At 58.6% G+C, this 22533-nt stretch carries 22 protein-coding genes; 12 read left to right on the top strand and 10 right to left on the bottom strand.

The features are described from left to right. The first annotated feature begins 9 nt into the window (after positions 1-9). The 4 genes from CLU80_RS01405 to CLU80_RS01390 all read left to right on the top strand — a co-directional run bounded on the left by CLU80_RS01405 (position 10) and on the right by CLU80_RS01390 (position 3736). Entirely contained in the window at positions 10-1293 is a 1284-nt protein-coding gene (locus CLU80_RS01405; RefSeq protein ID WP_095124565.1) for an NAD(P)/FAD-dependent oxidoreductase, read from the top strand. Between the two features lie 414 nt (positions 1294-1707). Further along, a complete protein-coding gene (locus tag CLU80_RS01400) occupies positions 1708-2256 on the top strand; it encodes a cupin domain-containing protein (RefSeq protein WP_007950154.1) in 549 nt (182 codons plus the stop codon). A gap of 265 nt (positions 2257-2521) precedes the next feature. Further along, positions 2522-3064 (top strand): hypothetical protein, encoded by a 543-nt coding sequence (locus CLU80_RS01395; RefSeq protein ID WP_099756554.1) that lies wholly within the window; start codon positions 2522-2524, stop codon positions 3062-3064. Between the two features lie 75 nt (positions 3065-3139). Beyond that, positions 3140-3736 (top strand): hypothetical protein, encoded by a 597-nt coding sequence (locus tag CLU80_RS01390; protein WP_099756553.1) that lies wholly within the window; start codon positions 3140-3142, stop codon positions 3734-3736. Positions 3737-3813: 77 nt separating this feature from the next. On the opposite strand, the gene CLU80_RS01385 is transcribed toward CLU80_RS01390, so the two are convergent. After that, the gene (locus CLU80_RS01385; RefSeq protein ID WP_099756552.1) at positions 3814-4107 is read right to left on the bottom strand and encodes a fructose-bisphosphate aldolase; all 294 of its coding nucleotides are present in this window, start codon (positions 4105-4107) and stop codon (positions 3814-3816) included. A gap of 580 nt (positions 4108-4687) precedes the next feature. Here CLU80_RS01385 and CLU80_RS01380 point away from each other — a divergent pair. Beyond that, entirely contained in the window at positions 4688-4972 is a 285-nt protein-coding gene (locus CLU80_RS01380) for a hypothetical protein (protein ID WP_095124568.1), read from the top strand. A gap of 78 nt (positions 4973-5050) precedes the next feature. On the opposite strand, the gene CLU80_RS01375 is transcribed toward CLU80_RS01380, so the two are convergent. Beyond that, positions 5051-5482: a hypothetical protein gene (locus tag CLU80_RS01375; protein ID WP_099756551.1), complete on the bottom strand. Its 432-nt coding sequence runs from the start codon at positions 5480-5482 to the stop codon at positions 5051-5053. A 164-nt stretch (positions 5483-5646) separates the two neighbouring features. Between CLU80_RS01375 and CLU80_RS01370 the strand changes: the two genes are divergently transcribed. The 3 genes from CLU80_RS01370 (at position 5647) to CLU80_RS01360 (ending at position 7659) form a co-directional block, all read left to right on the top strand. Further along, positions 5647-6045 (top strand): hypothetical protein, encoded by a 399-nt coding sequence (locus CLU80_RS01370; protein ID WP_099756550.1) that lies wholly within the window; start codon positions 5647-5649, stop codon positions 6043-6045. Positions 6046-6060: 15 nt separating this feature from the next. After that, entirely contained in the window at positions 6061-6483 is a 423-nt protein-coding gene (locus CLU80_RS01365; protein WP_093440765.1) for an HD domain-containing protein, read from the top strand. A gap of 153 nt (positions 6484-6636) precedes the next feature. Further along, positions 6637-7659: an AbrB family transcriptional regulator gene (locus CLU80_RS01360; protein ID WP_099756549.1), complete on the top strand. Its 1023-nt coding sequence runs from the start codon at positions 6637-6639 to the stop codon at positions 7657-7659. A gap of 330 nt (positions 7660-7989) precedes the next feature. Here CLU80_RS01360 and CLU80_RS01355 read toward each other — a convergent pair whose 3' ends face one another. Beyond that, positions 7990-8766, bottom strand: coding sequence for an NAD(P)H-dependent oxidoreductase (locus CLU80_RS01355; RefSeq protein WP_099756548.1), 777 nt, complete (start codon positions 8764-8766; stop codon positions 7990-7992). A gap of 85 nt (positions 8767-8851) precedes the next feature. Between CLU80_RS01355 and CLU80_RS01350 the strand changes: the two genes are divergently transcribed. After that, on the top strand, positions 8852-9745 hold the full coding sequence (locus CLU80_RS01350; protein WP_286079689.1) for a LysR family transcriptional regulator: 894 nt from the start codon (positions 8852-8854) through the stop codon (positions 9743-9745). A 255-nt stretch (positions 9746-10000) separates the two neighbouring features. Next, a complete protein-coding gene (locus tag CLU80_RS01345) occupies positions 10001-10786 on the top strand; it encodes a DeoR/GlpR family DNA-binding transcription regulator (protein WP_099756546.1) in 786 nt (261 codons plus the stop codon). Between the two features lie 133 nt (positions 10787-10919). Here CLU80_RS01345 and CLU80_RS01340 read toward each other — a convergent pair whose 3' ends face one another. The 4 genes from CLU80_RS01340 to CLU80_RS01320 all read right to left on the bottom strand — a co-directional run bounded on the left by CLU80_RS01340 (position 10920) and on the right by CLU80_RS01320 (position 16699). Beyond that, positions 10920-12203, bottom strand: coding sequence for an NAD(P)/FAD-dependent oxidoreductase (locus CLU80_RS01340; RefSeq protein WP_099756545.1), 1284 nt, complete (start codon positions 12201-12203; stop codon positions 10920-10922). Positions 12204-12352: 149 nt separating this feature from the next. Beyond that, entirely contained in the window at positions 12353-13717 is a 1365-nt protein-coding gene (locus CLU80_RS01330; RefSeq protein WP_099756544.1) for a glutamine synthetase family protein, read from the bottom strand. A 409-nt stretch (positions 13718-14126) separates the two neighbouring features. Further along, complete coding sequence (gene chrA, locus CLU80_RS01325; RefSeq protein WP_099756543.1) at positions 14127-15470, bottom strand: chromate efflux transporter; 1344 nt, start codon at positions 15468-15470, stop codon at positions 14127-14129. A 293-nt stretch (positions 15471-15763) separates the two neighbouring features. Next, entirely contained in the window at positions 15764-16699 is a 936-nt protein-coding gene (locus tag CLU80_RS01320) for a LysR family transcriptional regulator (RefSeq protein ID WP_099756542.1), read from the bottom strand. A 289-nt stretch (positions 16700-16988) separates the two neighbouring features. On the opposite strand from CLU80_RS01320, the gene moaB reads away from it, so the two are divergent. Together moaB and CLU80_RS01310 are read left to right on the top strand one after the other, a co-directional pair. After that, positions 16989-17528: a molybdenum cofactor biosynthesis protein B gene (gene moaB / locus CLU80_RS01315; protein ID WP_095047943.1), complete on the top strand. Its 540-nt coding sequence runs from the start codon at positions 16989-16991 to the stop codon at positions 17526-17528. After that, positions 17525-18730 carry a molybdopterin molybdotransferase MoeA gene (locus CLU80_RS01310; protein WP_099756541.1) on the top strand — a complete coding sequence of 402 codons (1206 nt, stop codon included), beginning with the start codon at positions 17525-17527 and terminating at the stop codon, positions 18728-18730. Before moaB ends, CLU80_RS01310 begins: the two co-directional genes overlap by 4 nt. Positions 18731-19403: 673 nt before the next feature. On the opposite strand, the gene CLU80_RS01295 is transcribed toward CLU80_RS01310, so the two are convergent. From CLU80_RS01295 to CLU80_RS01285, 3 genes are all read right to left on the bottom strand, one after another. Next, positions 19404-20300 (bottom strand): bestrophin family protein, encoded by an 897-nt coding sequence (locus tag CLU80_RS01295; RefSeq protein WP_099756540.1) that lies wholly within the window; start codon positions 20298-20300, stop codon positions 19404-19406. Between the two features lie 36 nt (positions 20301-20336). Then, entirely contained in the window at positions 20337-21335 is a 999-nt protein-coding gene (gene moaA / locus CLU80_RS01290) for a GTP 3',8-cyclase MoaA (RefSeq protein ID WP_099756539.1), read from the bottom strand. Between the two features lie 322 nt (positions 21336-21657). After that, positions 21658-22509 carry a CAP domain-containing protein gene (locus tag CLU80_RS01285; protein WP_099756538.1) on the bottom strand — a complete coding sequence of 284 codons (852 nt, stop codon included), beginning with the start codon at positions 22507-22509 and terminating at the stop codon, positions 21658-21660. Positions 22510-22533 lie beyond the last annotated feature (24 nt).

The following is a 22533-nucleotide window of genomic DNA, read 5'->3' as shown; positions in this document are numbered from 1 at the left end:
GAGAAACGTATGAAACAGCAACACGTAAACAGCTACTACGCCGCCACTCGCAATGAAGTCATCGACTTTCCGGTTCTGGAAGAGTCGGTCGAGTGCGACGTCTGCATCATCGGCGCTGGCTACACCGGCCTGTCTTCGGCGCTGTTCCTCACCGAAGCCGGCTACAAAGTGACGGTGCTGGAAGCGGCGAAAGTCGGCTACGGCGCGAGCGGTCGCAACGGCGGTCAACTGGTCAACTCCTACAGCCGCGACGTCGACGTGATCGAAGAGCGCTACGGCGACAAGACTGCAGAAATTCTCGGCAGCATGATCTTCGAAGGCGCCGACATCATCCGTTCGCGCATCAAGGAATACGACATCCAATGCGACTACCGCCCGGGCGGTATCTTCGCAGCGATGAACAAGAAACAACTCAACGGTCTGGCCGAGCAGAAGCGCGGCTGGGAGCGTTATGGCAACCGCAATCTGAAGATGCTCGACGCGGCTGATATTCGTCGTGAAGTCGGCTCCGATGCTTACGTCGGTGGTCTGCTCGATATGCAGGGCGGCCACGTGCATCCGCTGAATCTGGCGCTCGGTGAAGCGGCTGCGATCACGCGTTTGGGCGGCAAGATTTACGAGCAATCAGCGGCTGTAGAAATCAAATACGGCGAGCCTAACGTCGTGCGCACCGCCAAAGGCCAGGTCCGCGCCAAGTACCTGCTGATCGCCGGCAACGCTTATCTGCCGCAAGGTCTCGACAACCGCGTGACCGCGAAAAGCATGCCGTGCGGTTCGCAGATCGTCGTCACCGAGCCGTTGACCGAAAAGCAGGCGCGCAGCCTGATCACCAACAACTACTGCGTCGAAGACTGTAACTATCTGCTGGATTACTACCGCCTCACCGCCGACAACCGTCTGCTGTACGGCGGCGGTGTGGTCTACGGCGCGCGGGAACCGGACGACATCGAACAACTGATCCGCCCGAAGATCCTCAAGACCTTCCCGCAGCTCAAAGACGTCAAGATCGACTACCGCTGGACCGGCAACTTCCTGCTGACCATGTCACGCATGCCGCAATTCGGCCGCATCGAGAAAAACGCCTACTACATGCAAGGCTACAGCGGCCACGGCGTCACCTGCTCGCACCTGGCCGGCAAACTGATCTCGGAAATGATCCGTGGCGACGCCGAACGTTTCGACGCTTTCGCATCGCTGCCGCACATGCCAATGCTCGGCGGCCGCACGTTCTCCGCGCCGCTCACCGCCCTCGGCGCCGTCTACTACTCGCTGCGCGACCGTTTCGGCATCTAAGTTACCTCCCCGGCGGCGGCCCCAAGACCCCGCCGGTTTTTTACCTGACACACCAAATATCAAAATGTAGGAGTGAGCCTGCTCGCGATGAGGCCAGCCCAGCCACCATCCCTCCCACAGAAACACCACAAACCCTGTGTGAGCGAGCTTGCTCGCGAAGGCGGTTATCCAGTCAAAAATAATGGTGAATGTGCCGCCCAATCGCGAGCAGGCTCACTCCTACAGGTCCGTATTACCAAGGCCAGAGGGACTTTTATCCCTCCGTCCATCGAACCTGCTGAGCAACACCGGCAAACGTGATTTAATAGCCGCCTTTCACGGTTCCGGGACACGGGAGCAACGTGATCCGCGCCCTCGGCGCGTCACCCGCCACCCACCCCCATCGCCCTTAAGTCGTTCTCACATAAGGCAGTCATGGATACGGGTTCTCGACTCAAACTAGTACGCGAAAGCTACAAACTCTCCCAGCGTGAGCTGGCCCGGCGTAGCGGCGTGACCAATGCCACCATCTCCCTGATCGAACAGAATCGCGTCAGCCCCTCCGTCAGCTCACTGAAAAAGCTGCTCGAAGGCATACCGATGTCCCTGGCCGACTTCTTCACCTTCGACCAACCCCCGCGCGAACACCAATACGTCTTCCGCGCCAACGAACAACCCGACCTCGGCCGCCACGGCCTGCGCCTGCTGCTCATCGGCGCCTCGGTGCCAAGTCGCCAGATGCGCTTGCTGCGTGAGCAATACGCACCGGGCGCGAGTTCCGGGGAAGAGCCGATTGTGCATGCTGAGGGCGAGGAGTGTGGGCTTGTCACCCGTGGCACGGTGGAGTTGACCGTGGATGGGTCGGTGAGTGTGTTGAATGCGGGGGATGGGTATTATTTTCCGACGACGCTACCGCATAAGTTTCGGAATATCGGGGCGGATGAGGCGGAGATTATTAGTGCGAATACGCCGGCGAATTTTTGAGGGATGCATTCTTTGATGTCTCATTGAAGATGAATTTATATGAAACCGCAGAGATGCGGTTTTTTTATTCCAATAATTCCTTTTGTCAATATAGTGTTTGGGTGATGCTTTTGTGCCATTATTGTCTGGTGCATGGATAAAGGATGGTGTGTTCCATGGCGGTGTAGGGTGTGGATTGAATTTTAGTAATCGATAGGTTCGATTTGTGCTCGTGTAAGAATATTTTTATTGGTAGTTCAATCGTGTTCGAATGGAGAGGTTTGAAATGAATTTGTTTCCTAGGGCGCTAGTTTTATATGCTGGTTTCTCATCGGTAGTGTTTACTTTCTTGGTTTTAATTGGCTGTGGATTTAACGTGGGATCGGCTTTTCAGTGGGTTTGCAATCTCAATGATTTCTTCATTAAAGAAGCTTTGGATGTAAGAGTTGCTATATTCTGGATTTTCTTTTGCCTACTGCCAGGTTTGTTTATAATGATAATATCCAACTGCTTGGCTTGTCGTGATAAGAAAGGTCGAGTCAGGTCTCGTAAGTTGGTAGCTAGCAATGTGTTTTTAAAATTTTCGAATGTTAAGTTGAGAAATGTTAAAGCTTGGGGTAAGTGGGTGTATGCAGTGGTTTTTCTATTCTGGCTTATGGATTTTTTGATTGCTAAAGCTGGGTCGGCTATTACGGGTGTCGCGCTGGGAGTTGTTCTTTATCTTCATTTTTTCTTTGAGCAAAATTATTCGTTGGTGATTGGGTGTCTTATTGTTGCTTACGGGGTTTCTGTTTTTCCTAATTATATTTATTGGAGGATTACTCGCTGAGATTGGAGTGTCTACAAACTCTAAGGGGTTGCGCGTGGGTGGCTTTAATTGTGTTTGGCTTCTGAGAAAATTTTAATGTTTCATAATGCTCTGTATCGTTTGGAACGTAATCAAAAGACAACCTTGCTTTGGTTGGGGTTGACGTTTCTTGCTTTGTCGGTTCTTTGGTTTTTTACAGAATTGCTTTGTTTTAAGTTTCCTATGGAACCCATTGTTGTTTTTGTGGGTGGAAGCGCAACGCTGTTTGCATCCTATTGGCCTTGGAAACCAAGTTATGCCAGTGAGAGATTAAGAGATAGGATCTCCTTTGATTATCAAAATAGTAACGATCATGAATTTGTAATAGGGCGTGGGAATATGAGGTTTACACTTCGGTTCTCGAAGGCTGACGGTGAGTCGATTTACATTTACAGGGACCCGCCTGATATCGAGAAAATTGCGATGGTTTTTGGGGCGGGAAACTTCTCTGAAGTGCGTGATGTTTCAGCTTTGGATTATGCTAGTCGCGAACTCATTCCCGCAGAGGGGCAGATTGTTTCTTTGATGAATTCCCACGGATGTTATGCATTGGTACATATCCACGATATTAAGGATGCCAAGCGATCAGATCATTGTGATGAGGTGACATTTTCTTATGTGATAAATCCTGTAGGGAAATTGGATTTTTCTTAGTCTACACATAAGTGTTTTGCGTGATTCGTATAAATAGAGCCGGCATAAGTGCCGGCTCTTTGCTAGCTCTACAATGGTTATATTTTGTCGGATACACCAAAACCTCGTTGCTCAATCACCCGAAACACATCACTCACGTCCTGCACCATGATTCTGGCGATGTTGGTGACGGTGTTGATGTCATGCTCGGCATGGTCGGGGAGGCGGATGCAGGCCATGAGGTCGAGATATTTGAGGACGGCGTTGAGTCGTTCGGCGGCGCACGCGTGAAGGTCGCGCAGTGGAGCGCTGGTGTCGATGAGGAGGACGGGGTGGTCGGTGGCGGGGTGGGACATTTTTGCGTAGTGGTGGAGCGGTTTGTCTGTAGGCATAAGTAAAACTTCCTCGTATCTGTGAGAGAAGCTACTGCCATTCGCTGCGAGTCGAAGGGTGGTAGCCATGTGCGGGTTCGCAGACCGAGGATACGAGGAACCCGGCAGACCCGAAGATCTCCCACACACAGCCACCATTGAACGGATTTCGGGCGCTAGTGCGACCGCCACCGTTTTTAGGGGGCGCTAGGTTACTACACGTATCGTCGGGGCTGCGAAACCCTGGTGCTGAATTTGCTCAGCGACAGACCCACTCTAGGCAGCAATTTCACCAGCCACAACCGACCTGTAGGACGTGAAACCCGTACCCGTGGCGAGACAGCTTGCTCCCGCTCGACTACACATCCGTCGTAATTCGGGGCGTGCGCTATGTCCGGGAGAAACGGACTATCCGGTTTTGGATCAGCTTCGCAGCTCAACGGTAGCAAGCCCCCTCGCCACATGGGGTGTTTTCCTACGAAGTTTTCAGACGTCGAAATTGCGCGAGCCTTTTGGGCGATAACCATTCGTCCGACGCACCGCACCTTCGCCGCACACCTTCTTCCAATGCTGTAACTCCCCACACAAAGGAAGAGCCACCATGCTGAACCATAAAATCGCGGTGTTAACCCTCGCGGCGTTGCTGTCCGGCAGTTCGCTGTACGCGATCGCGGCTGGCGAAACGCCGACTCCGACAGCGAACGACGGCAACAGCCAGACTCGTGAACCGGCGTCTCCAGCCACCAATGCCGACCCGGATGCCGATTCGCTGCCCAAGGGTGGTGATGGTGGCAAGACCGACAATGGGCCGGTGCCTTCTGCCTCCAAACCCAGCCCTGCGGGTCAACCGTCCGGTAGCAGCAGTGGTGGTAACGGCGGTGGTTAACGGATATTGCGCACTAAAAAGCCCGATCCTTTTGAGCCGGGCTTTTCTTTGTCTGTCGCAAGCATGGATATCAGTCGTTTACTTCATTTTCCAATGCCCGCCGCCATTCTCACAATCAATCCGCGCCTGCGCCAAATGTTCCACGTCGTAGTAATACGTGGTCACTTGTGCGTTGTCGGGGATGTTTAGGGCTTTGGCGTTTTTGTCTTTGCTGGTTGAGTGCGGGTTGGCCAGGGATTCCTGGGTGATCGTGGCGATACACGTGGCCTGGTAGTGATCGGCGCAATGTTCAACCTTGGTTTTTGTGCTGTTGAGCATGTCTTTGCTTTCGTTGCTGCACGACCAGTCGATGGAGTTGACGGGCATGCCTTCGTATTCATAACAACTGTGGGTTTCCACCGCTGGTACCGAGGCGCTGGAGGATTGGGTCTGGACGTCGCAGCCTTCGGCCATGACGCAGGTGGGGATGATGGCGAAGGTGGCGATCAGAAGCAGGAAGCGAATGTTCATCGGGGTTTCCTCTTCAATGGCGCCGTGTCTGATCGGTGATTTGGCGCTAATACAGATTCGAGATTCTGTGGAGGAGGGAGGTTCCATCGGGTTTTTGATTTGCTCCCGTCGCGTACACTGCGAAACAATCAGAAACATTAGCGCCCAAGGAATGGAGCATCACCATGATGGTCATCGGTAGCCGCAACAACGCTCCCACGACGCAACACAAAACCCACGACGTCTACATTTTCAGCATTGACCTGTCCCGGCCGGCCACGCCTTTGTGTTTCGAGCAGTCAATAGGTGGCGGGCATGCCGAGCAGGGCGGTGCGCGATGGTTGGCGCTGGATGAGCTGGATGAGCTGGACGCCTGGCCCGGCGATTGGCGCGAGCATCTGAAAAAGGCCGATTGCGCATGGGTTGCCGAGTTGATCGATGCCCGTCCAAAAGCCGATCAGGCCACATTGGTGTCGCTGATTCTTCAGCGGCATTCCGGGCCTGCGAAGCCCATCGGACGCCTGAGGGCAATCGGCAACTGGCTCAAACGCAACATCCACGTCGGCGGCCGCTACGGCGTTTAACCCACGGAGACTCCCATGACCCAGACCCTCGAACGCGCTATCGCCATCGCCGCCACGGCCCACGCCGGGCAGGTCGACAAGGGCGGTGCGCCGTACATTCTGCATCCGCTGAAAGTCATGTTACGGATGAGCACGCTGGAAGAACGCATCGTCGCCGTGCTGCACGATGTGGTTGAGGACTGTGGTGTCAGCCTCGATGATTTGCGCAAGGAAGGCTTCAGCGAGGAAGTTTTGAGCGCTATCGAATCGGTGACCAAAGTGCCGGGCGAATCCTATGAAGACTTCGTCGACCGCGCCGCACAGAACCCGATCGGTCGGGTGGTGAAGCTGGCGGATCTGGAAGAGAACAGTGACTTGTCGCGAATTGCCTCGCCGAGTTGGGAGGATCTGGAGCGAATCGAAAAATACCGCCGCGCGATTGCACGGTTGCGTATGTGAACGAAATCCCTGTGGGAGCGAGCCTGCTCGCGAAGGCGTCGAGTCAGTGACTTATCTGCGACTGGCAAGACGCTTTCGCGAGCAGGCTCGCTCCCACAGGGACTAATCATTATTGGGTGATGTTGGGTCAGTTTATTAGCCAGGAAGGCGACTATGAAATCCATTCTCTGTTTGTTGATGGCTGCCGGTTTCGGCGCGCTGTTGCAGTTCGAAGGCGTGCCGCATGGCCTGCTGTTAGGCTCGATTGTCGTTACCGCTTTGTTTGCCAGCAAAACTGGTATCGCGCCGGCAACTCCTTATGGACTGGGCTACATCCAGGTCACGCTGGGCATCGCCACCGGACTGATGTTCGAAGCGTGGGACGGCGCGACGGCCTCGACCATGTTGCCAAGCCTCGGCGTGTTGCTGATTTGCCTGACGGTGCAGATCGCGCTCGCCGGATGGTGGCTGACGCGCGGCGCAGGCTGGAATCGCACTGATGCGCTGTTGGCGGTTTATCCCGGTGCGCTGGCCGCAGTGTTCGATTTGCTCGAGTCGGAAAAGGCGTCAAGCAAGGTCATCATCGTGCACCTGATGCGGTTGCTGTTGATCACGGTGTTGGTGAGTTTCTTGATTCCCGGCCAGGCAGCAGCCGTGGCGGTTGCCGATGGCGACCCTTTGACGACAGGCATGGCGCTGACCGCGTTTTCGGTCATCGCGTTGAGCGTGCTGCTCGGGCGCTTGCTGCTGGTGATCGGCGTACCGGCGCCGTTCATGCTCACGGCGATCATCATTACGGCGGTGTTTGTGAAATCGGGATGGTTGCACGGGTTTCACATGCCGGACTGGAGTCTGAACCTGGCGGCGCTGATTCTCGGCGTGCGGATCGGCTCACGGTTTCAAGGTCTCGGCTTCGCGGAGCTGACGCGTCACGGCCGCACGGCGTTGGTCTCGGTTGGTTTGATGATCGTGGTCGCGGCGGTGTTTGCTGAAGTCGCGGCACGCTGGTTGGGCAGTGATCCGCTGTCGCTATGGCTGGCGTATATGCCGGGGGCGATTGAGACGATTGCGATTGTCGCGTTTGGTGGCGGGCTGAATGTGGTGTTTATTTTGACGCATCATTTGAGCCGGATGGTGTTGTTGCATTTCGCGCCGGCGTTGTTGGTGCAAGTGCGGCGGGCGCGCGAAGAGGCCTGACCGGAGCCACTGATGCCTGCATGTTGCGGCGTGTCAGTTAGATCCATCCCCCTCACCCCAGCCCTCTCCCCCAGGGGGGCGAGGGGGAAGGGAGCCGATCTCGATGCCTTTCAAAAGCTGAGTTCAACTCGAGATATCAGATCGGTGTGGCGCGAAAAAGCAACTCGGTCAGTCCCCTTTCTCCCAGGTGGGCGAGGGGGAAAGGGAGCCGATTGTGGGCTGTTCGAAATTTGAGTTCGGCTCGATATACCAGGTCGGCGTAACTCGAACATCCAACACGGTCGGCTCCCTCTCCCTCTGGGAGAGGGCTGGGGTGAGGGCAATGCGGCGCTAGCGGATGTGTGCTTGGAAGCCTTCGCTATCCGGCGCGATATCGCTCTTCAAGGTCAAAGCAGGAATCTCATATTCCCCACCATTCTGCTGCCGAAACCCAATCGGCCGCGCACTCCACAACTCATCCAGCCGCCGCCCCAGCTCATCACAAGTCTCGGCATACCGCGCCGCATCCATCCGACTCGTCCGATACACCACAAACGGTGGCACTACTTCAAAACCGGGGTAGTACAAAATCCCGTGTTGAATCGGAAACAACAAATCATCAATCGGCCCGTTAATCCCGCGCGGCGCGTAATGCGACTCCCAGCCGCCAGTGGTGACCATCAACATCGCCCGTTTGCCTTGCATTTTCCCTTCGCCATAACGCTCGCCCCAACGAATGTCGGAGTGTTCGCCAACACCGTAGGCAAAACCGTAGGCGTACACCCGATCGACCCAGCCTTTGAGAATCGCCGGCATGGTGAACCACCACAATGGAAACTGCAGGATCAGCGCGTCAGCCCATAGCAGTTTCTCCTGCTCACGGGCGATGTCGGCAGCCTGAGTGCCTTCGGCGTAGGCGACTTTCGAGTCGAGGGAGGCGTGGAACGGTTTCGTCGCGTCGCGCTGCGGGGCGTCGTCGGCGTCGAGGGTGGCTTTCCAGTTCATTGCATAAAGGTCGGAGACCTGCACGGTGTGACCGGCGGCTTGCAGGCGCTGGACGCTGAAGTCGCGCAGCGAGCCGTTGAGGGAGGTCGGTTCTGGATGGGCGTAAACGAGTAAGACGTTCATGTTGAAGCTCCGTTAGCTGAGTAACAGCAGGATCGGCGTTCAACCGGTATATTGGAAATGAATGTCTAACATGTCTGGTATAGCCATGAATAATTTGAGACGGCTGGATATCAACCTGCTGCTGACCCTCGATGTGTTGCTGTCGGAGCACAACGTCACCCGCGCGGCGCAACGCCTGAACCTGTCGCAGCCTTCGGTGAGTGTGCATCTGGCCAAGTTGCGCGACATCTTTGGTGATCCGCTGCTGTTGCCCGGGCCGCGCGGCATGCGCCCGACGGCGCGCGCCGATGAGTTGCGCGAGCCGTTGCGCGAAGCGTTGGAGGCGTTGGAGAGGGCGGTGGCGCCGGCCAGTGCGTTCGACCCGGCGCTGGCGACGCACACCTGGAAAATCGCCGCGACCGATTACGGCGAGTCGACGGTGGTGTTGCCGGCGCTGGGCGGCTTGCGCGAGCATGCGCCGGGCACGCGTCTGGCGGTGATCGATCTGACGCCGGCGCATTTGGTTAAACAGGCCGAGCAGGGCGTCTTCGATCTGGCGCTGCACATCAGCGAAGACGCACCGCCGGAGTTGCATCGACGACCGCTGTTCACCGAGCGTTATATGCTCGCCGGTAGAGTCGGGCATCCAGATTTGATGCATGCGCCGAGCCGCGAACAGTTCTGCGCGCTGGAGCACGTGATGGTGTCGCGCGAAGGCGGGGGCTTTTTCGGGGTGACCGACCGGGCGTTGGCCGATGTCGGGCTGATGCGCAAAGTGGTGTTGTCGGTGCCGCACTTTCTGATGGCGATGTCGGTGTTGGCGAGCACCGATCTGGTGGCGATGCTGCCGTCACGTCTGGTGCGCGGCAACCCTGCATTGCAAGTAATCGACGCACCGCTGGAAGTGCCCGGTTACGAGATGGCGATGTTCTGGGGTGAACGCTCGCATCGCGATCCGGCGCACAAATGGCTGCGCGAGCATTTGCTGGTGTCGGTCTGAGGCGCTGTCAGGCGTGGCCGAGGGCAATCGCAAACGACACGACGATCATGCACGCAAACGCAAAATTGAGATTCATGAGGTGTTCATCCTGAGCCTTTTAGAAGTGGGGCCATTCTGAACAGGCTGAAAGCAAAGAAAAAATTCGCCTTGTTGATTCCAATGATCGAAACAATTGATACCCCGTCGGTTTGTGTTTGTTGGGGCCTTTCGCTACTCTCGCAAAACCTGCAACTACAAGCATAAACAGGCATAACCATGCATGATCATTCCGCGGCTGAACTGCCTTCTCTGCGCCGGCAGAAAATCCTTTTGCTCCTCGAACGTGACGGCAAGGTCATGGCCTCCGAGTTGAGCCAGCACTTCGCAGTCTCCGAAGACACCATCCGCCGCGATCTCGCGGAACTGGACAACGCCGGGCTGGTGCAGCGCGTGCACGGCGGGGCGCTGCCGCGTCCGAAGGACTCCGGCAAGGACTACTTCACGCGGCTGGACGAGACGGATGAGGTGAAAATTCGCTTGGCGCAACGGGCCGCGCAGGAGATCGAGGACGGGCAGATTGTACTGTTCGACTCCGGCTCGACCACGCTGCAAGTGGCGCGCTCGTTGCGTGCAGATATCAGCATCACGGCGGTGACCGCTTCACCGATGACGGCGATTGCACTCTCGGAATTCAAGGGTGTGAAAGTGATTCTCGCCGGTGGCCAGTTGAATCCGCGAACGATGGCGGCGGGTGGGCATGAGGCGCTGCGGCTGTTGGCCGGGATCAGGGCGGATCTGGCGATCACTGGCGTCTGTGCGATTCATCCGGAAGTGGGGATTACCTCGCTGCATTTTGATGAAGTGCCGGTGAAGCAGGCGATGCTGGAGGGCGCGACGCGGGTGATAGCGGTGACTTCGGCGGACAAGTTGGGAGCGGTGGAGCCGTTTGTGGTGGCGCCTTGTACGCGCCTGCATACGCTGATTACCGAACGGCATGTGGCGTCGGGGAGTGTCGAGGATTATCGGCGGTTGGGGATTGTCGTCGAGCAGTTGCCGGATTGAGGTTTTGCGGTGGTTTTGATGGCCCCTTCGCGAGCAAGCTCGCTCCCACATTCGAACGCGTTTCTGAGATAGAACTCGATCAACTGTGGGAGCGAGCTTGCTCGCGAAGGGGCCGGTATATTCAACACATGTTTCAGCGCAGGCGCTCGAGCATCTGGTAATACCACATCCCCGCCGCCAGCAACGGGTTACCGAGCAAATCCCCCATCGGCACCCGAATGTGCTGACATGCGGCAAACGTATCGAACTGCTCCATCTGCCCGGTGATCGCGCGGCTCATGATTTCGCCCATGATGTGCGTCGTCGCGATGCCGTGCCCCGAATAGCCCTGGCAATACCAGACGTTGTCCGAGAGCTTGCCCAGTTGCGGAATGCGGTTGATGACGATGCCCATCGCGCAGCTCCACTGGTAATCGATCTGCACACCTTTGAGCGCCGGGAAGGTTTGCTCGATGCACGGGCGCAGTTCGGCGGCGATGTCCCGTGAATCCTTGCCGCTGTAGTTGGCGCCACCGCCGAACAACAAACGGCCGTCGGCGGTGAGGCGGTAGTAGTCGAGGACGAAGCGGCAGTCGTACACCGCGAGGTCTTCGGGGTTGATCTGTTTCGCCAGATCGCCCAGTGGCGCGGTGGTGACGATGCCGCCCATGGCCGGGAAAATCTTGCCCTTGAGCTGTCCCGGTTCGAGCTTGTGATAGACGTCGCCGGCGAGCATCACCTGCTTGGCGTCGATCTGGCCGTGGGCGGTTCTTACGCTAGGCGTAGCGCCGTGAATGATCTCCAGCACTTCGCTATTTTCGAAGATCAGCGCGCCAAGACTTTCCGCCGCTCGCGCTTCACCGATGCACAGGTTGAGCGGATGCAGATGCATGTTGCGGGTATTCTTGATTGCGCCGTGGTAGAGGTCGCTTTGCAGCAGATCACGCACCTGGCTGCGGTCGAGCAGGCTGACTTCATCGCCTAATCCGCGACGCACGGCTTCTTCATAATCCTTGCGCAAGTCGGTCATGTGGCTGGGTTTGTACGCGGCGTGTAAGTGGCCGTGTTTGAGATCGCATTGAATGCCGTACTTGTCGACGCGTTGCTGGATGATTTCATGTCCGCGCCAGCGCAGGTGCCAGATGAAATCATCGACGTCATCGCCGAGTTTCGGACGCATCTGTTTGCGCATCGCACCATCGCCGGAAAGGCTGCTGGTGACTTGGCCGCCATTGCGGCCGGTGGCGCCCCAGCCGATCTTGTGGCTTTCGACGATGGCGACTTTCAGGCCTTTTTCGGCGAGTTCGACGGCAGTGGCGACGCCAGTGAAGCCGCCGCCGATGATCACCACATCGACAGTGTGTCGGCCTTGCAGGGTCGGGTAGTCGGTGTCCTGGTTAAGGGTGGCGGTGTAGTAGGAATTGCAGCGTTCGGTCATGTCAGTGTCCACACAAAGTTCGGAAGTCGGAGTGCAGTCCCCTGTGGGAGCGAGCTTGCTCGCGAAAGCGATGTGTCAGTCACCCAAAATGTTGAATGTGACGACGCCTTCGCGAGCAAGCTCGCTCCCACAGGTTCGGTGTCGGATCGTTAAGCCTCGGTGAGATACCAGCGCCAATCCTGCTCACCCACCTCCGCCATGAACTGCCGGTACTCTGCACGCTTCACCGCCAGATACACCCCGAGAAATTCCCGCCCCAAGGCATCCCGCGCCCACACCGAATTCTCCAGTGCCTGCAGCGAGGTCAGCCAATCGGTCGGCAGCAATTCCTTCGCCTGCGCATAGCCATTGCCTTCAACCGGAGCGCCCGGATCAAGGTCTTCACGAATGCCACGATGAATCCCGGCAAGGATCGCCGCTGCCGCCAGATACGGGTTGGCATCGGCGCCGCAGATGCGGTGTTCAATGTGTCGGGTATTGGCCGGGCCACCGGGTACGCGCAGGCTGACGGTGCGGTTGTCGACACCCCAGGTCGGCGCCAGCGGTGCGTAACTGTTGGCCTGGAAGCGTCGATACGAGTTGGCGTTCGGGCAGAACAGCAGCAACGAGTCGAGCAAGGACGCGAGCATGCCGCCAATCGCCGTGCGCAGCAGCGGGGTGCCGGCCGGGTCTTCGGAGGCGAATAGATTGTGTCCCGCGCCATCGGCCAGACTCACATGCATGTGCATGCCGGTGCCGGCCAGATCATCGAACGGCTTGGCCATGAAGGTCGCCTGCATGCCGTGCTTGTGGGCGATGGCTTTGACCAGACGTTTGTAGCGCACGGCCTGATCCATCGCCTCCAGCGCGTCGCCATGTTCGAGGGTGATTTCCACCTGGCCCGGCGCGTATTCGGAGATCGCCGTGCGCGCCGGAATACCGTGCAGTTTGCAGGCGCTGTAGAGGTCGGCGAGGAATGGTTCGATCTGTTCCAGCTCGCGCAAACCATAAACCTGCGTATGTCGCGGTCGACCACCGTCAGCGTCCAGCGCCGGTTGCGGGCGACCGTTGTGATCGCGTTTGGCGTCGAGCAGATAGAACTCCAGTTCACACGCCATCACCGGGTGATAACCCTCGGCCTTGAGCCCGTCGATAACCTTGATCAGCAAGTGTCGCGGGTCGGCGATGCTCGCGGGCATGCCCTCGGTCGGGTGCATGCTGACCTGCACGGCGGCGGTCGGAATCTTGCGCCATGGCAGGCGCACCAGACTGCCTTCCAGCGGATAGGCGCGGCAGTCGATGTCGCCGACATCCCAGACCAGACCGGAGTTCTCGACGTCTTCACCCTGTACGGTCAGACCGAGGATGGTGCTGGGTAGTGGCCGACCGCTTTGGTACACGGCGAGCAGTTCTTCACGGTGCAACAGCTTGCCGCGCGGCACGCCGTTGGCGTCGAGGATAAACAGCTCGATCATGTCGATATCGGGGTTCTGTTCAAGGAACAGGCGTGCGTCTTCGATGGCTGCGAATTTCATAATCAATCACTCACGATGGCGCCGCGCAGGCGCGCAGATTCGGGCCGGACACGACGCGACAAAAAGGCGTAGGTGTCCTGGCAGGGATATCAAGAAGTAGGGGACTGTCGCGGTTCTTTAACGGACGCGATCAGACAGACCGGGCGATATCCGGCGGGCGTGCGGAGTGACGCAGCTTGGAACGGCGCAGGGCCATGGGGAGATTGACGATACGATTCATACGCCGCCCCTGTGGGAGAGGGCGCGCAGGGTAGAGACGTTCAACGATTTTCGTTGTTGTGGTGACGTACTCATAACGCGTGTTTCCGTTGGCGGAAAACGTCGGTGGCGGGCTGACCCGCCGACCGGTGTGCCCGGATAGTAAGGGGGAATTCGCGGGCGTGTAAACGGGAGATTCACAGGCCAAAGTTCAGCGCATCAGGTGAAAGCCCAGCCCGGCGAGGGCGCAAACGATCAACACGCTGATCACGCCGCGCTTGAAAACGAACAGCGCCAGCGCCGCTGCAACCGCCAACATCAGCGAAAACACATCCAGCGCCCCGGAAAAACCGTTCGGCCACAACACGTGATAAGCGAAAAAACACGCCAGATTCACAATCACCCCGACCACGGCGGCGGTGATTGCCGTCAGCGGTGCAGTGAACTTCAGTTCGTTGTGCGTCGATTCCACCAACGGTCCACCGGCGAGGATGAACAGAAACGAGGGCAGGAAGGTGAACCAGGTCACCAGCGTTGCCGCCAGCGCCCCGGCGGCAAAGGCATGTTCGGGCCCGAACGCCGGTTGCACGTAGGCACCGACGAAACCGACAAACGCCACCACCATGATCAGCGGGCCCGGGGTGGTTTCACCGAGGGCGAGACCGTCGATCATCTGCGTCGGCGTCAACCAGCCATAATGCCCGACGGCACCCTGATAGACGTAAGGCAGCACCGCGTAGGCGCCACCGAAGGTAAGCAGCGCGGCTTTGGTGAAGAACCAGGCCATTTGCGTGAACGTGCCGTCCCAGCCGAATAGCACCGTCAACAGCGCCATGGGCAAACACCACAGCGCGGCGCCGACCGACAGCAGCCGCAGCAACTTCGCCGGGCTGAAACGGACATGTTCGGGGGCCGGCGTATCGTCATCGATCAACGCCGGGCCGAAGGATTTCTCGCTGTTGCGCGCACCTGCGTTACTGAACCGCTGCGGCGCGAATCGGCCGCCCAGATAGCCGATCAACGCGGCCCCGAGGACGATCAAGGGGAAGGGCACATTGAAGGCGAAAATCGCCACGAACGACGCCCCCGCAATCGCCCACAGCCAGGCATTCTTCAACGCACGCGAACCGATGCGATGGGCGGCGTGCAGGACAATTGCGGTAATTGCCGGTTTGATTCCGTAAAACACCCCGGCTACTGCTGGCACATCACCGAAAGCGACGTATAGCCAGGACAAGCCAATCAGAATGAACAACGATGGCAGCACAAACAACGCACCGGCGATGACACCGCCCCAGGTGCGATGCAGCAGCCAGCCGATGTACGTCGCCAATTGCTGAGCCTCGGGGCCAGGCAGCAACATGCAGTAGTTGAGCGCGTGCAGAAAACGCTTTTCAGAGATCCAGCGCCGGCGCTCGACCAGTTCTTGATGCATGATCGCGATCTGCCCGGCCGGGCCGCCGAAACCGATGCAGCCGAGTTTCAGCCAGAAGCGCCAGGCCTGGCGCAGGGTGACGGGATCGGGGCGGGGCAGGTTGTTCGGCGCTGTGCTCAAGCGAGACTCCGGAGTTGAATCCTGGCGGAGTGGCTATCTAATCAGACTTTCAACCCTCACCCCAGCCCTCTCCCAGAGGGAGAGGGGGCCGACCGCGGTGTCTGGTGTTATCCATCGACCTGGAAGATCGAGTCGATTATGGATTTGGTTACCAGCCGCAGGGGCTGGCGCAGGCGTCTGGCATCGTCCATCGATCTGAAAGATCCCATCGATTATGGATTCACCACAATTCCTTCAGGTCGGAGTACTTCTGCAATATCCCCCAATCAGTCCCCTCTCCCTCGGGGAGAGGGCTAGGGTGAGGGGCTTTTGCTTTTCAGGCATGCGCCATACTCCAGCGCAACGCCACACCCAAACAACTTCCGCGCCTCGGCAAAACACTTCTCGGCAATCGCCGAGCGCGGTTCGGTCTTGCGCATCACCAGGCCCAGCGGCGCCAACACACTGGCATCGGGCAATTGCATGAACGACAGGTGTTCGATCGGCTCTTCCAGGCCACTGTCCAGCGGCATGATCGCGCAGCAGAAGCCTTGGTGAATCGCCTGCAATAGCTGATAGGTTGAGTCGCTTTCCATGATCGGCTGCGGGCTGAGGCCACGGCTGCGGAAGCTCAAGTCGATGGATTTACGGTAATGCATGCCGGCGGTGATCATCCCCAGCGGCAGTTCGGCGGCGTCTTCCCAGCTCATTTCCGAGCCTTCGAACTGGAAGTGGCGGTTGTCGTAGAGCAGACCGACGCGGGTTTCGCCGATCTCGAAAAATTCGAAATAGCTCGGGTTGACGTGGTCGAGATAGCAAACGCCCAAATCGAGCTGATTGTTGCCCAGCCGGGCGATGATCTCATCAGAACTGAGCGACGAAAGACTGAACTTCAACTCTGGATAAGTTCCTGACAAACCCTGAATGTAATTAACCGGGTTGAAGCTGCTCAGCGGCACCAGACCCAAACGCAGACTACCCACCAGTTGCCCGCGACACGCCGCCGCTTCGGCGAACAAACCGTCATGGGCCGCGAGCAAGGTGCGCGCCCACGCCAATACGCGCTCGCCGGCCTGGGTGAAACCTTCAAAACGCTGGCCACGGTTGACCAGCACCAGATCCAGCTCGTCTTCCAGATTGCGCAGGCGCATCGACAACGTCGGCTGGGTGATGTGGCAGCGTGCGGCGGCCTGGCCGAAGTGGCGGGTTTCGTCCAGCGCGATCAGGAACTTGAGTTGTTTGATGTCCACGATGGCACCTGCTTGAGGGGGACTTTCTGATTGAGTAGTGACGCAGATGCGCGGGGCGCACGAAAAGCGCAGGTTGCGACGATCTCATCTGAACGGTTGTTCGTCCAATCAGAAGTGCTTGAAGGACTATCGATCAGCTCTATCAGGCTCGGTTTTACTGGCACGGAACAACGTGAAAGGCACCGATAGAGGCGGTCGATAATGTGGTTGGCCAGAGTGATTAGACAGTACTCATAAGTGGCACTTAGGCTGCTCGGCAATGTTGATTGACTGCTGCCGGAGAACTGCCATGAGCGCCAAAGCCGATGCCCTGTTTGTCCCCCTGAATATTGCCGTGCTGACGGTCAGCGATACTCGCGATTACGCCAGCGATACCTCCGGCCAGTTGCTGGTCAGTCGTTTGCTGGAAGCCGGGCACACCTTGAGCGAGCGCAACTTGCTCAAGGATGATCTGTACAAGATTCGCGCGCAGGTCGCCCAGTGGATCGCCGACGAAGGTATTCAGGTCGTGCTGATCACCGGTGGCACCGGATTTACCGGTCGCGACAGCACGCCGGAAGCGGTGGCCTGTCTGTTCGATAAACACATCGACGGCTTCGGCGAACTGTTCCGGGCGATTTCGATTCTGGATATCGGCACCTCCACCGTGCAAAGCCGTGCGCTGGCCGGGCTGTCGAACGGTACGCTGGTGTGCTGCCTGCCGGGTTCGACTGGCGCTTGCCGCACCGCGTGGGAAGGCATTCTTGCCGAGCAACTCGATAACCGTCATCGCCCGTGCAACTTCGTCCCGCACCTGAAAGCCGTGCAAGCCTGTGGGCCACGCGGATGAGCAAGGCACCGTTGATGCCGGTCGAGGACGCCCTCGACCAATTGCTCGGCATGGCCAATGAGCAACGTCTGGCCGACAGCGAACTGCTGGCGCTTGACGATGCGCGTGGGCGGGTGCTGGCCAGTGATCTGCTGGCGACACTCGACTTGCCGCCGTGGCCGAACAGCGCCATGGATGGTTACGCGCTCAATCTCGCCGATCTGCACCGACAGCCGCTGAAGGTCTCGCAGAGGGTTTACGCCGGGCTGACGCCGGACACGTTGCTGCCCGGCACCTGCGCACGGATTTTTACCGGCGCACCGCTGCCGCCCGGCGCCACCTGCGTCGAAATGCAGGAGAACGTCGAAGTGCTGGAGGACGGCCGCGTGCGCTTCTTGCAGCCGCTGAAGTCGGGGCAGAACATCCGCGCGCAAGGTCAGGAAAATCGCGTCGGCGACATCCTGCTGCGCGCCGGCAAGCGCCTTGGACCGTTCGAACTGGCGGTCGCCGCCGGGCAAGGGCTGGCGCACCTGCACGTGGTGCGTCGCCCGCGTGTGGCGCTGCTATCGACCGGTGACGAACTGGTCGAACCGGGTCAGCCGTTGCGCCCCGGCAGCATCTACAACAGCAACCGCGTATTGCTCGGCCACTGGTTGCGTGAGCTGGGCTGCGAAGTGATCGACGCCGGCATCCTCCCGGATCGCCCGGCGCAGACGCGGCTCAAACTTGAGCAATTGCAAGTGGCGACCGACCTGATTCTGACCACGGGCGGGGTGTCTGCCGGCGATGCCGATTGCCTCGGGCAGGTGCTGCGCGACAACGGCAAACCGCTGTTGTGGAAACTCGCGATCAAGCCTGGCAAACCGCTGACCGTGGGCCATTTCGGCACGGTGCCGGTGATTGGCCTGCCGGGTAATCCGACCTCAGCACTGGTGACGTTTGGCTTGTTGGCGCGGCCGTATCTGCTGCGCATTCAAGGCGTGGAAGATGTCATGCCGCTGAGTTTTACGGTCAGCGCGGGCTTCGATTGGCACAAGGCTGGCGGCCGCCGTGAATACCTGCGGGTGAAGCTGGAGGCGGGGCGTGCGGTGCTTTATCCGAATCAAAGCTCCGGCGTCCTGCTCGGCGCAACCTGGGCCGACGGCCTGGTGGAAATCCCCGAGAACAGCACGCACAACCTCGGCGACCCGCTGCGTTTCATCCCCTTCAACGAACTGTTCTGACCTCACCACCAATCAAACTGTGGGAGCGAGCCTGCTCGCGAAGGCGGTGGCACAGTCAACATCTGCGTTGGCTGGTCAACCGCTATCGCGAGCAGGCGAAGGCCTACAATGGTTTTGTGGTGCTCAACAATATCCGCGGTGTACGCAAAACCTGTGGGAGCGAGCTTGCTCGCGAAGGCGGAGTGTCAGTCGACATTGATGTTGGCTGATACGGCCTCTTCGCGAGCAAGCTCGCTCCCACATTGGTTTTGTGGTGGTCATCAATATTCGCGGTGTACGCAAAACCTGTGGGAGCGAGCCTGCTCGCGAAGGCGGAGTGTCAGTCGACATTGATGTTGGCTGATACGGCCTCTTCGCGAGCAAGCTCGCTCCCACATTGGTTTTATGGCGCTCATCAATATCCGTGGTATACGCAAAACCTGTGTGAGCGAGCTTGCTCGCGAAGGCGGAGTGTCAGTCGACATTGATGTTGGCTGATACGGCCTCTTCGCGAGCAGGCTCGCTCCCACATTGGTTTTGTGGTGGTCATCAATATTCGTGGTGTACGCAAAACCTGTGGGAGCGAGCTTGCTCGCGAAGGCGGAGTGTCAGTCGACATTGATGTTGGCTGATACGGCCTCTTCGCGAGCAAGCTCGCTCCCACAGGGTTTTGAGGTGTCTGCAGAGCTAAGGATCAGCTCAGCACATAGTCCACAGGCTTCAACGCTGGCGGCACCTCTGCGCCAAGCTCGGCGAGGATGTCGCGCTCGATGGTGCGCACCAGCGCATCGGTCGGCAGGTCGTTTTCGTCGCGGCCGAACGGGTCTTCCAGTTCATCGGCTATCGCATCCAGGCCAAAGAACGTGTAGCTGACAATCGCCGTGAACAGCGGCGTCAGCCAGCCCAGCGGTTCAGCCATGGCAAACGGCAGCAGGATGCAGAAGAGATAAATCGTCCGGTGCAACAACAGCGTGTAAGGAAACGGCAGCGGCGTGGTCTTGATCCTTTCGCACACCGCTTGCGCCTGGGTCAGGCTGGTCAGGTGATTGGCCAATAGCATGTAGCGCCATTCAGTCAGCTCACCGTTCTGATGCAGATCGGAACACTGCTGGCCGACCGTTTGCAAAATGCGCCCGCTGTAATCCGGCGTCTGCGGATCAGGTTTCGGCATGATCCATTGGCTACTGGCGTCCGCTTCACTTTCCTTGCGCAAGCGCGCGTTCAACGCATGGGCAAAGCCGCACAGGTTGAGCAACAACGGCTTGCGCTCAGCCGATTCACGAATCACATGGGTTTCGCGAATCACCGAGCGAATGTGCACGATCACCTCGCCCCAGGCTTTACGGGCTTCATACCAGCGGTCATAGCAGGCGTTGTTGCGAAAACTCATGAAGATCGACAGCGACAAACCGAGCAAGGTAAACGGCGTGGCGTTGACCTTGGTGAAGTTGCTCGGATGGAGGATTTCCACCAGCACGATGGCCGAGGCGAGCAGGGTGACCATCAACGTGCGCAGGGCGATGCGCTTGGCAATTGAGCCTTTGAGGGTGAAAAGAATGGCGAACTGGTTGACCTTGGGTCTGATGATCATGCTTTGCGGTTCCGATAACCGATGAAACTGGCGGGATCAGCCGCCGGTCATGTTCATGAAGCGCACGACCTGAACATCATCGTTCACTTCGAAATTATGTCGATACGGCTTGAGTTTCATCGCCTCGACGATGGCTTTTTCCAGCCGCTGCGGTTGCCCCGGATGCGCACGCAGCACCGCTTTCAGATCCACCGAATGCTCGTTACCCAGACACAGTAGCAGGCGCCCTTCAACGGTGAGCCGTACGCGGTTGCAGGTGCCACAAAAGTTGTGGCTGTGCGGCGAGATAAAGCCCAGACGAATCTCCGGCGCCTCGGCCAGCCGCCAGTAGCGTGACGGGCCTTGCGTCGACTCGGCAGAGTCAATCAGGGTATAGCGCTCGGCGATCTTTTCGCGCACCTGTGCGCTGGAGAAAAATGACTCGGCGCGGCTGTGTTCACTGATGATCCCCAGCGGCATCTCTTCGATGAAAGAGACGTCGAGTTGACGGTCGATCGCGAAGCTGACCAGATCGTTGATCTCCTCATCGTTACGGCCCTGCATCACCACGACGTTGAGTTTAGTGCGGGTAAAACCGGCCTTGCGCGCGGCATCGATGCCGTTGATCACCTGCGCCAGATCGCCCGTGCGGGTCATCTGTTTAAAGCGCTGCGGATCGAGGCTGTCGAGGCTGATGTTCAGGCGTTTGACCCCGGCGTCGAACAGCGGCGCGGCGAGTCTGCCCAGTTGTGAACCGTTGGTGGTCATGCACAACTCGCGCAGGCCGGGCAGGGCGGCGATCTGCTCGCACAGCTTGACCACGCCCGGACGGATCAGCGGCTCACCACCCGTGAGACGAATCTTGCGTGTGCCGAGGGCAACGAAGCTCTGCGCCAGTTGATAGATCTCTTCCAGCGTCAGCACTTGTTGGCGTGGCAGAAACTGCATGTCTTCGGCCATGCAATAGACGCAGCGGAAGTCGCAGCGGTCGGTCACTGACATGCGCAGGTAGTCGACGCGGCGGTTGTAACCATCGATCAAGACACGCTCTGACAAGGAAGCCTCGCAGGAATGAAAACCGCTGTGGAAAGAGTGGGGGCAACGTAGGTTATGGGCAGCGTTCCATGGCGTCCAATCACTGTTAGTGACTGATCGATTGACGCCATCGATGACCCGATTTTTGAGTATCGCAGATCATGGATACACCGCTTGGCACTGAGGGAGCTGTGTTGGCCGAGAATGACGGGGATTGCACCGATCACTGTGGGAGCGAGCTTGCTCGCGAAGGCGTCAGGTCAGACAACGTTGATGTTGAATGTACTGGCCTCTTCGCGAGCAAGCTCGCTCCCACAGGGGGGGGGGTGAACTTGAGAGCGGCTTATTGGGCGCCGAACATCGCGGTCCAGTAGATGCCGGCGCTGCTTTTCGGGTCGGTCGCGTAGGCGGCGCCGAGTTCCTGGTATTGCGGGTTCATCAGGTTGGCGCAGTGGCCGGGACTGGCGAGCCAGCCTTCGACGACTTTGTGCACGGTGTCTTGGCCGGCGGCGATGTTTTCGCCGACCTGTTGCCCGCTGTAACCGGCGAGTTCCGCGCGATCGCCCGGGGTGCGGCCGTCGCGGTCCTTGTGGTCAAAATAATTGTTATTGGCCATGTCGCGGCTGTGATCCTGGGCGATCGTGCCCAGCGTCGCGTTCCAGGCCAGCGGTGCGGCAGCGGCGAATGCCTGACCGCCACACTGACGTGCCTGGCTGCGCGCGGCGTTGAGTTCACTAAGCAACTTCTGCCCCTCACTTTGCGCATCCCCCAGTTTGGCCGACAGCAGCGGCCGCGCCAACACGATGCGCCAGTCACGATCATCGCGGCTGACACCGACATCGACGAACTGCGGATCAAGCACCACCTGACAGAAACTTTCCTGAATCGCCTTCATCGCCGACGCCGCATCGCGCGGGCCGTTAAGCGTGATTGCCTGCACATTGACCATCGGGTAACTGGCGCTGGCCATGGCTTGTTGCAGATCGACAGCACCGGTGGCGCGTAATCTCAGCCGGGGATCAGCCGACAGCGGTGGCAGTTCATTCGATGCCTGCGACCCGCAACGCTGCGGCTGGCTGCGGTAGCTGTTGATCGACTCGATCAATTGCGACTCATCGCCAGCCAGCGCGGGAATGGCAGACATAACGCCCACGGACAAAGCGGCAAGACGCAAAACGAACGGCATGAAGCGCATGGAAATCTCCCTTGAGCTGAATGC

The sequence above is a fragment of the Pseudomonas sp. 29 genome (assembly GCF_002754355.1).
Lineage (GTDB): Bacteria > Pseudomonadota > Gammaproteobacteria > Pseudomonadales > Pseudomonadaceae > Aquipseudomonas > Aquipseudomonas neuropathica.
This window is presented reverse-complemented; position numbering and strand designations above follow the sequence as displayed.

Bases quoted from the DNA above. Each gene is read 5' to 3' on its own strand.
- CLU80_RS01380 (WP_095124568.1), top strand. From the start codon at position 4,688: ATGCTGAACCATAAAATCGCGGTGTTAACCCTCGCGGCGTTGCTGTCC.
- CLU80_RS01295 (WP_099756540.1), bottom strand. From the start codon at position 20,300: ATGATCATCAGACCCAAGGTCAACCAGTTCGCCATTCTTTTCACCCTC.
- CLU80_RS01355 (WP_099756548.1), bottom strand. From the start codon at position 8,766: ATGAACGTCTTACTCGTTTACGCCCATCCAGAACCGACCTCCCTCAAC.
- CLU80_RS01370 (WP_099756550.1), top strand. From the start codon at position 5,647: ATGATGGTCATCGGTAGCCGCAACAACGCTCCCACGACGCAACACAAA.
- CLU80_RS01405 (WP_095124565.1), top strand. From the start codon at position 10: ATGAAACAGCAACACGTAAACAGCTACTACGCCGCCACTCGCAATGAA.
- CLU80_RS01350 (WP_286079689.1), top strand. From the start codon at position 8,852: ATGAATAATTTGAGACGGCTGGATATCAACCTGCTGCTGACCCTCGAT.
- CLU80_RS01340 (WP_099756545.1), bottom strand. From the start codon at position 12,203: ATGACCGAACGCTGCAATTCCTACTACACCGCCACCCTTAACCAGGAC.
- CLU80_RS01365 (WP_093440765.1), top strand. From the start codon at position 6,061: ATGACCCAGACCCTCGAACGCGCTATCGCCATCGCCGCCACGGCCCAC.
- CLU80_RS01330 (WP_099756544.1), bottom strand. From the start codon at position 13,717: ATGAAATTCGCAGCCATCGAAGACGCACGCCTGTTCCTTGAACAGAAC.
- CLU80_RS01390 (WP_099756553.1), top strand. From the start codon at position 3,140: ATGTTTCATAATGCTCTGTATCGTTTGGAACGTAATCAAAAGACAACC.
- CLU80_RS01345 (WP_099756546.1), top strand. From the start codon at position 10,001: ATGCATGATCATTCCGCGGCTGAACTGCCTTCTCTGCGCCGGCAGAAA.
- CLU80_RS01385 (WP_099756552.1), bottom strand. From the start codon at position 4,107: ATGCCTACAGACAAACCGCTCCACCACTACGCAAAAATGTCCCACCCC.
- CLU80_RS01395 (WP_099756554.1), top strand. From the start codon at position 2,522: ATGAATTTGTTTCCTAGGGCGCTAGTTTTATATGCTGGTTTCTCATCG.
- CLU80_RS01310 (WP_099756541.1), top strand. From the start codon at position 17,525: ATGAGCAAGGCACCGTTGATGCCGGTCGAGGACGCCCTCGACCAATTG.
- moaB (WP_095047943.1), top strand. From the start codon at position 16,989: ATGAGCGCCAAAGCCGATGCCCTGTTTGTCCCCCTGAATATTGCCGTG.
- CLU80_RS01400 (WP_007950154.1), top strand. From the start codon at position 1,708: ATGGATACGGGTTCTCGACTCAAACTAGTACGCGAAAGCTACAAACTC.
- CLU80_RS01375 (WP_099756551.1), bottom strand. From the start codon at position 5,482: ATGAACATTCGCTTCCTGCTTCTGATCGCCACCTTCGCCATCATCCCC.
- CLU80_RS01360 (WP_099756549.1), top strand. From the start codon at position 6,637: ATGAAATCCATTCTCTGTTTGTTGATGGCTGCCGGTTTCGGCGCGCTG.
- CLU80_RS01285 (WP_099756538.1), bottom strand. From the start codon at position 22,509: ATGCGCTTCATGCCGTTCGTTTTGCGTCTTGCCGCTTTGTCCGTGGGC.